General features: G+C 32.2%; 11 protein-coding genes. 2 read left to right on the forward strand and 9 right to left on the reverse strand.

Translation table 11 applies throughout. The features are described 5' to 3' along the window. The first annotated feature begins 104 nt into the window (after positions 1-104). Positions 105-578, forward strand: coding sequence for a VOC family protein (locus ACZYT4_RS11635; protein WP_463785940.1), 474 nt, complete (start codon positions 105-107; stop codon positions 576-578). A 52-nt stretch (positions 579-630) separates the two neighbouring features. Here the strand turns inward: ACZYT4_RS11635 and ACZYT4_RS11640 are convergent, their stop codons facing one another. The 8 genes from ACZYT4_RS11640 to ACZYT4_RS11675 form a co-directional block, all read right to left on the reverse strand. Next, a complete protein-coding gene (locus ACZYT4_RS11640) occupies positions 631-1,212 on the reverse strand; it encodes a hypothetical protein (RefSeq protein WP_463785942.1) in 582 nt (193 codons plus the stop codon). Next, entirely contained in the window at positions 1,205-1,711 is a 507-nt protein-coding gene (locus ACZYT4_RS11645) for a flavodoxin family protein (protein WP_463785943.1), read from the reverse strand. Before ACZYT4_RS11645 ends, ACZYT4_RS11640 begins: the two co-directional genes overlap by 8 nt. Positions 1,712-1,757: 46 nt before the next feature. Further along, positions 1,758-3,233 carry a ribosomal protection-like ABC-F family protein gene (abc-f, locus tag ACZYT4_RS11650; RefSeq protein ID WP_463785945.1) on the reverse strand — a complete coding sequence of 492 codons (1,476 nt, stop codon included), beginning with the start codon at positions 3,231-3,233 and terminating at the stop codon, positions 1,758-1,760. A 243-nt stretch (positions 3,234-3,476) separates the two neighbouring features. Beyond that, positions 3,477-3,719, reverse strand: coding sequence for a stage VI sporulation protein F (locus ACZYT4_RS11655; protein ID WP_463785948.1), 243 nt, complete (start codon positions 3,717-3,719; stop codon positions 3,477-3,479). 36 nt (positions 3,720-3,755) lie between these two features. Further along, positions 3,756-4,760 carry an NAD(P)H-dependent glycerol-3-phosphate dehydrogenase gene (locus ACZYT4_RS11660; protein ID WP_463785950.1) on the reverse strand — a complete coding sequence of 335 codons (1,005 nt, stop codon included), beginning with the start codon at positions 4,758-4,760 and terminating at the stop codon, positions 3,756-3,758. Position 4,761: 1 nt separating this feature from the next. Next, positions 4,762-6,069 carry a ribosome biogenesis GTPase Der gene (der, locus tag ACZYT4_RS11665; RefSeq protein WP_463785952.1) on the reverse strand — a complete coding sequence of 436 codons (1,308 nt, stop codon included), beginning with the start codon at positions 6,067-6,069 and terminating at the stop codon, positions 4,762-4,764. 13 nt (positions 6,070-6,082) lie between these two features. Further along, a complete protein-coding gene (gene cmk, locus ACZYT4_RS11670) occupies positions 6,083-6,745 on the reverse strand; it encodes a (d)CMP kinase (protein ID WP_463785954.1) in 663 nt (220 codons plus the stop codon). Between the two features lie 41 nt (positions 6,746-6,786). Then, the gene (locus tag ACZYT4_RS11675; RefSeq protein WP_463785956.1) at positions 6,787-7,479 is read right to left on the reverse strand and encodes a hypothetical protein; all 693 of its coding nucleotides are present in this window, start codon (positions 7,477-7,479) and stop codon (positions 6,787-6,789) included. A gap of 107 nt (positions 7,480-7,586) precedes the next feature. On the opposite strand from ACZYT4_RS11675, the gene ACZYT4_RS11680 reads away from it, so the two are divergent. Then, the gene (locus ACZYT4_RS11680) at positions 7,587-7,769 is read left to right on the forward strand and encodes a ferredoxin (RefSeq protein ID WP_463785958.1); all 183 of its coding nucleotides are present in this window, start codon (positions 7,587-7,589) and stop codon (positions 7,767-7,769) included. 14 nt (positions 7,770-7,783) lie between these two features. Here ACZYT4_RS11680 and ACZYT4_RS11685 read toward each other — a convergent pair. After that, positions 7,784-8,040 (reverse strand): hypothetical protein (locus tag ACZYT4_RS11685; RefSeq protein ID WP_463785960.1); only part of this gene is annotated, 257 nt, incomplete at its 5' end.

Consider the following 8,040-nt stretch of genomic DNA (forward strand, 5'->3'; position numbering starts at 1 on the left):
CAATATATGATTTCTGTAAAAATTTAGAACATATGAACAAAAAGATAAAAAAAGTTCATCTTTGCATGCTAAAATAAATATGTATAAAAAAAGGAAGGATATCTATGAAACTAAAGAATACAACATTAATTGTCAATGATTTAGAAAAATCAAAAAATTTCTACAAACAGGTTTTAGGTTTAAAAGTTCTTCTAGACTTTCATGGCAGTGTAACATTGACTTCTGGCATTATACTTCATTCTAAGGAAATATGGAAAGATACAATTCATAAGTCTGACTCTGATATTATTTTTATCAATCATGCTGTTATACTTTCTTTTGAAACTGAGGATATTGATGAATTTATGCTTCTTTTAGATCAATATCATATTACTTTGCTTCATCCCCTCAAAGAAGGCAGTTGGGGTCAAAGAGTTGTACGTTTCTATGATCCAGATGGTCATGTCATTGAAGTCAGCGAATGTATGAGAAAGCTTATTAAACGTCTACTGAGTCAAGGCCTTTCATATGAAGAACTTGCGCATCGTTTACGTGTTCCATTAGATTATATCAAACAGATTATTGAATCTTATCAATAAAAAAAGCGAATCAGTAATAAAATATGAAAGTTTATTTCACTTACATATTTCATTACTTTATCGCTTTTTTCTTTTCTTTATTGACTTTTTTGATTTCTTTATTCCAATATTGATTAGCTTTCTTCATAAAAATACGATCAGTTAACATTGTGATCTTACCAGAAAAGTTTTGATGCTTTAAAATTGCCTCAGAAAACTTCTTGATTTCATTAGACACAACAAAACGTGACATTGTTTTCATAATAAAAAATGCAGAACCTATTTTCAAACTTCCTTTAAACTGCAGATGTTCTCTTAAGCACCAATTCTGTAATATTCTTTCTGAGATATCACATTTTTCAGGCTCATATTCATCACAGGCAATTAAAGCATACACTTCAGCAAAACCTTTTTGCTGAGATTCTAAGCGATGAAATATTTCAAGCGTTGATGAAGGTATTGAATCCAAGGCAACTGGAAAAATAAAAACAACCTGATCATATTCAAAAAAAGTACGTTCATCAAAAGTCATCGTATTACGCACATCCAAACAATCACAACGTCCATCAAGATAGACTTCTAATCTGGATAAAAAAGGTTTCATAACAGTATAAGTATGTTTCAATCCTGAATTTATTAAAAGAATTTTAGCCAAGATCGACACCTCCAAAAGTACGCAAGACTTCGTCTAGTTCATTTTCTTCACAAAAATAGGCATCAACAGATGAATATGAAAATCCAAGTGTAGAATCATCAAGAAGTTCTTTAAAGAGCTTCTTTTCACCATCAGTAGCCTCTCCATATCCAATTACAAGCAACTTCTTGCGTAATTGACTCAAACCAAGATGACAGGTTTCTCCATCCACCATTGTATAATAAGGTTCATGATTCACAACCAATCGCTCCAGCATTCTTTTAAAGGGAATATCAAAGCAACCATATTTCACTCTTGTAATATAAATAATCAGTTGACAATCATTTGACCATTTCGAAATAATATTCATATCATCCTTAAAATAACAAGATCCCTCACATTTTAAGCAAGATAAACCACCTGTACAAGTTGAATAATGAATATTATTTAAATTCACTATGACAGAATTTTGAAAATATTCGGTTGAAATATCTTTATCTGTTACAACTAAATTCTTCATGCCAAATCTCCTTTGACTATTATTGTATATGGATAGCATTCTTTTGTCAAATGAGTTGTTCAAAATCAACAATCTGTGTCGCTATGTTCTTTTGAAAAAATTGATCATGTTCAACAAACAATAAAGTTGGCTGAAATTGCAAAATAGCTTTTTCTATCTGCATACGTGAAAAAATATCAATATAATTCAAAGGTTCATCCCAGACATAAAGATGTGCCGGTGTTGCTAGTGAAATAGCAAGCATAATCTTCTTCTTTTGACCTTGACTTAAGTTTTCTAGATTGATATCAAAATGAGAACGTGAAAAACCTAATTTTCTTAAAAGTGTTTTAACTAATGTCTGATCTGCCCCATACTTTTCAATCCAGTTGTTTAACTTTCCCTGAACAAAAGAGCAATCTTGAGGAACATAGGAAATTTTTAGCTGACTCCCCTGAGTATACTGCCCCTGGTACTCCCATTTTTCTCCAGCAACAAAACGAATCAGACTAGATTTTCCACATCCATTAGGTCCTTTCAATAAAACACGTTCTCCTTGCAAAATCGTAAAAGTTAAATCTTTAAATAAAACCTTTTGATGATAAGCTAAAGAAAAATGATCAAAACTGATAAGCTGTTTTTGAAAATATTTTAAACAATGAATCTTTAAATCATCATATTCTTCGATATCTTTAAAAAGCTTTTTCTTTTCTTCTATCGCCTTCATTTGACGGTTTTCAATAGCTTTTGATCTTTTCATCATTTTCGCTGCCATATGACCTACATAGCCTTTATCTGCAGCTCCTATTTTTGATTTTTCAATCTGATGACCCCAGTTTTCTTTTTGTCTTTTTGATTTTTCCATCTTATCAATATCTTTTTCTAATTTCTTATTTTGCATCATTTCTCTTTCATCTTTTTTCATCTTATCTTCATACCAGCTAGAAAAATTTCCCTGAACAACTTCAATTGTTGTTGGATTGATAGCCATAATATGATCACAACATTGATCAATAAAATAACGATCATGACTTACTAGTAAAAAACCTTTTTGTTTCTTTAGATATTGTGCTACAATCTGACGTGACTTCTGATCTAGATGATTTGTTGGTTCATCAATCAATAAAAAAGAATGCTTCTTTAAAAACAGAAGTGCCAACAGGACTTTTGTGCGCTCACCATAGGATAACGTCATAAAGGGACGATAGAATATATCCAACCCTTCTAAATCCAGCAAATGAAGTTCTTTTTCAAGTTCCCATTGCTGTAATAGTGGATATATTTCATAACAAATGTCTATTGTTAACATCGTTTCATCAGAAACTTCATAAGGAAAATAACAACAGTCTTCACTCATTATGATTTGTCCCTGATATTCATATTCTTTCATCATAAGTTTTAAAAACGTTGTTTTCCCGCGCGCATTTCTCCCAATTAATGCTGTTTTAAATGATGTATCCAAAGTTAAAGACACATCATCAAAAATCAATTCATAACTTCCTTCATAACCAAAAGTTAAGTGTTGTACTTGAATTAAAGACATCATGATCCCTCCTTACAAACAAAAAAACGACAAGAAAATAAACTTGTCGCCCATCATTATAATATTATTTGTATGAAAAAAAGTTTTATTTTCCTGTATGCATAGCTCCTATGCTTTTGTGCAATTTTATACAAGAAAATAAATACATCTTTCCACTTCCCTTCATCATCCCTATATCATCCCTATTATATCCATTTCAATATAAAATATCAAGAAAAAAAGAGTTCTTCATCAAGAACCCCTTTATACAAGCTTATCAATATCAGTCGGAATTTGATTATTTTGAATAATACGAACAATTTTATCCATTTGTTCTGGCTTAACCTGTTTATTCGTTAAACGAGAAATTTTATTCACAAATTCTCTGATATTTTTTTCATCATTTAAATCCTTTGTCTGCAAATCACTTGCTAAAGATAAAATATCTTCTTTAGAAACATGTGTTTTTTGCGATACTTTATCCAGTAATTTATCTTGCTTATCCAATTTTATCACCCAAGATAATATATGCAAAAGACTTCATCATTGTTCTGATTTTAAATCACGTAACATTAATGATGCAATCGTTTCTTGAGGTGTTGCATTTTCATAAAGGACACGATAAACAGCATCAACAATAGGAACTTCTATGCCGTAGTTGTGTGAAGCCACATCATCATGAATGACTTTACACGTACGAATACCTTCACAAGTCTTTGTATTATGTGCCATAAAATCCAAAGCACGATTACTTTGACCAATTTCCAGCCCTGCCTGGAAGTTACGTGAATGGACAGATGAACATGTCACCACAAGATCACCAATTCCTGTCAACCCAAAAAAGGTTTCACGATTGGCACCCTTAACAGTTCCATATAAACTCATCTCATATAGTCCTCGCGTAATCAATGCTGCACGTGTATTGTCCCCATATCCTAAACCGGCAATAATCCCAGAGGCAACAGCAATTACATTTTTATAGGCTGCACCATATTCTGCACCAATCTCGTCTGTTGATGTATAAACCCTAAAATAATGATTAGAAAATAACTTTTGAACATCCTTGGCATAGTTTTCATCTAAGGACACAGCACATACAACAGTTAACATACGAACAACAACTTCTTCAGCATGTGAAGGCCCAATTAAAGAGACAACAGGATGAATCTGGTTTTCATCAAAAACACTTCTTATTGTATCAGACATACGCATATTGGTATTCATATCAAAACCTTTAGCCGCATTAATAATAGTCACTTTTTGTTTTAATAGGCTTTTCACTTCTTCTAAAACAGATCTGACAAACTGTGTTGGTATCGTAATCAAGATGTAATCAGCATGATCAATAACTTCTTCTAATGATGCACTGGCAACTATGCTTTCCTCTAATCTGATATCCTTAAAATATTTATAATTGCAATGTCTAATATTAATATCATCAATTTCATTATGATCAATACCATATAACATAACCTGATGTCCATTATCATTAAGAACTCTAGCCAATCCTGTTGCCCAACTTCCTGTACCTAAAATTGCGATTTTCATCTTAGTCCCTCTTTCTGCAAAGAATATGTATTGGTGTTCCTTCAAATCCAAAGGCTTCACGCATACGGTTTTCCAGATATCGTTTATAACTAAAATGTAAATACTGTGGATCATTTGTAAACAATACAAATGTTGGTGGTCCAACACTGACCTGATTTGCATAATATATTTTTAAACGTCCACCATTGAAGGTTGTTGTTGGATTCATTGTCTGTGCATCAATCAGCACATCATTCAAGACACTTGTTGAGACACGTTTTTGACTATTAGCATAAACATTTTGAATCATTGGCAATAATAAATGGACACGTTTTTTATCTTTGGCTGAAACAAAAATGATAGGAGCATAATCCAAATACTTAAATTGTTCTCGAATCTGACTCTCCATTTTTTTCATTGTCTTTGAATCTTTTTCAATCAAATCCCATTTATTAACAACCAGAATCACGGCTTTTCCCGCCTCATGGGCATATCCAGCAACATGTTTGTCCTGTTCTATAATACCTTGATGTCCATCAATGACCATTAACACAACGTCACTTTTTTCAACTGCTGATAAAGCGCGTAAAACAGAATATTTTTCAACATTCTCATAAATTTTTCCTTTTTTACGCATTCCCGCCGTATCAACAACACAATATTTTTGTCCATCTTTTTCAAAAGGTGTATCAATAGCATCACGTGTAGTTCCTTCAATATCAGAAACAATGACACGTTCTTCTCCTAGTAATGCATTTGTTAATGATGATTTTCCAACATTAGGTCGCCCTATCACTGAAAAACGAATCACATTATCATCCTGTTCTTCATTAAATTCAGGCAAACGATGAATAATTTCATCCAAAACATCTCCAATACCTATACCATGACTTCCTGATACAGGAATGGGATCTCCAATACCTAAACTATAAAAATCAAAAATCTGATCCTTATAAACCTGATCATCAATTTTATTAACAGCCAAAACAATTGGTTTTCGTGACTTCTGTAATAAACGTGCTACAAAAATATCTTCTTTTGTAACGCCTTCTCTTCCATTGACAACAAATAAAATGATATCAGCCTCTTCAATAGCGATTTCTGCCTGCATTTTGATTTGTTCTGTAAAAGATGCATTTTCCAGTTCAATTCCACCTGTATCAATAATTTTAAATTCACGTGTCAACCAGGATGCATCTGCATAAATACGATCACGTGTCACTCCTGGAGTATCTTCAACAATAGAAACACGCTTTCCAACAATACGATTAAAAATCGTTGATTTCCCTACATTCGCTCGTCCAACAATCGCGACGATTCCTTTTCTCATGATTTTCACTCCTCTATATTCTTTGTTCTACAAGTTGCATCACTTTAGAGACAACTTCTTCTAGTGTCATATCTGACGTATCTATCTCAATGGCATCATCAGCTTTTCTTAAAGGAGAGATACGACGATTCATATCCTGTTGATCACGTAAAGCTATTTCTTTTTGAATTTCATTCAAATCAGACTCAATGCCTCTTTGCATATTTTCCTGATGTCTACGCATAGCACGACATTCAATGCTGGCAATCTGATAGATTTTTAATTCCGCATCTTTCAAAACGACTGTACCAATATCTCTACCATCCAAAATGACACCTCCACCTTGTGCCATTTCTCTTTGTTTATCGACTAAGAAAGCTCTCACTGCTGCATATTGTGAAACAACACTTGCTCCCATAGATACCTCATTTTCACGAATTGCAGAAGTCACATCTTCATGATTGAGTTGGATTGTTCCATCAGGATACATTTGAATATCTATATCTTTTAATAACTTATCAACTGCCTGTTCATCATGAACATCCACATGTTTTAATAAAGCATAATAAGCAACACAACGATACATAGCACCAGTATCAATATATGTATAATTTAAATTTTTTGCAACCATTTTGGCTATTGTTGATTTTCCAGCCGCTGCTGGACCATCAATAGCTATAGAAATTCTCTTTGTCATACTTACCTCTCTCTTTCAAAAAACCAAGGAAATTCCTTAGTCTAAAAAAACAATTCTCTTACAATAAATATTGCCAACACAATGAATACAACAATAAAAATAATAATGACATAATTCAAAACAGTCACTAACTTACTTTCCTGTTCTTCATCCTCAAGACTATTTTCTTCTTCTATAACATTTTCTCTTTGTTTCTTAACTTTTTTAGGTTTTGTCTCTTCATGTTTAGGTTTTTCAACCATTTCACGTTTTGCTTTTTTCTTATCTTCCTTCATAAAATCAGCAACTGTTAAACCTTCTTCATACTTTTTCAGTTCTTCAGCATCCTCTTCAGGAGACATGGCAGCCAGTTTCTCTAATAAAGACATCTTCTTTTGTGGTTCTTCTTTCTTTTCTGGCTTCTCTGAAGTAGCAGCATGTTGAGGCTGATGCTCTTCTGATTGTTTAATTTTATTTAAAATATCTAAACGTGTATTATATTGTTCTTTTCCAACATTGACCTTAGCTTCATTTAAAGCTGACTTAATTTCTTCATTATCAGGTTTTAATGTTTCATATGATAATGGTTCCATCAAAGTATCTTGTATATCTTTTGGTTTATTTTGTGGTAGAAATGATAAAAAATCATCATCCTCTTCATCTTGTTCATAAGTCATTTGACGATCTATAGCCACTTCTTCCTTCATTTCATCTCTTAATTCTTTATATTTATTTATTCTTGTTTGTTTCTCCATCTTGCATCACCGTGTTCATTATATCATAACTATAAAAAATTATAAAATAAACTTTTAAAATTATTCCTTTTATTATATAATAGGCATATGAATAGGAGGTAATAAAAATGTATAAAGTTAATGAAAATTGTATTGGTTGTGGTTCTTGTACTGCAGTATGTCCAGAAGTTTTCGATTTAAACGCTGATGGATTAGCTGAAAACATCTTAGGAGATGTTCCTGCTGAATTAGAAGAATCTGCTAAAGAAGCTGCAGAATCTTGCCCAGTTAATGCAATTGTTAATGAATAATCAAAGAAAGAGCCCTAAGGCTCTTTTTTTGATTGATAAAAATTCATTTCATTTTCTATCAAATGTTTCTTCATCTCATTTTGTGGTGTTTTAAAAAAACTAATGGTATGACATTTATTACACCATATAAAATGAATCCCTTCCAATTCCTTATATTCAATAAAGGGTTCTTTCGCTCCACAAATACCACAGACATTTGTTTTTCCCTGATCTAAAACAACACTACGCATAATTTTGTCCTGGTATATTATAATTGACTCATTTATCAGTC

The organism is Massilimicrobiota sp. mt181, from assembly GCF_055420065.1.

What these genes read in the sequence shown, in the direction of transcription:
- cmk (WP_463785954.1), bottom strand. Translation starts at nt 6,745, where the DNA reads ATGACAAAGAGAATTTCTATAGCTATTGATGGTCCAGCAGCGGCTGGA.
- ACZYT4_RS11680 (WP_463785958.1), top strand. Translation starts at nt 7,587, where the DNA reads ATGTATAAAGTTAATGAAAATTGTATTGGTTGTGGTTCTTGTACTGCA.
- abc-f (WP_463785945.1), bottom strand. Translation starts at nt 3,233, where the DNA reads ATGTCTTTAATTCAAGTACAACACTTAACTTTTGGTTATGAAGGAAGT.
- der (WP_463785952.1), bottom strand. Translation starts at nt 6,069, where the DNA reads ATGAGAAAAGGAATCGTCGCGATTGTTGGACGAGCGAATGTAGGGAAA.
- ACZYT4_RS11635 (WP_463785940.1), top strand. Translation starts at nt 105, where the DNA reads ATGAAACTAAAGAATACAACATTAATTGTCAATGATTTAGAAAAATCA.
- ACZYT4_RS11645 (WP_463785943.1), bottom strand. Translation starts at nt 1,711, where the DNA reads ATGAAGAATTTAGTTGTAACAGATAAAGATATTTCAACCGAATATTTT.
- ACZYT4_RS11660 (WP_463785950.1), bottom strand. Translation starts at nt 4,760, where the DNA reads ATGAAAATCGCAATTTTAGGTACAGGAAGTTGGGCAACAGGATTGGCT.
- ACZYT4_RS11675 (WP_463785956.1), bottom strand. Translation starts at nt 7,479, where the DNA reads ATGGAGAAACAAACAAGAATAAATAAATATAAAGAATTAAGAGATGAA.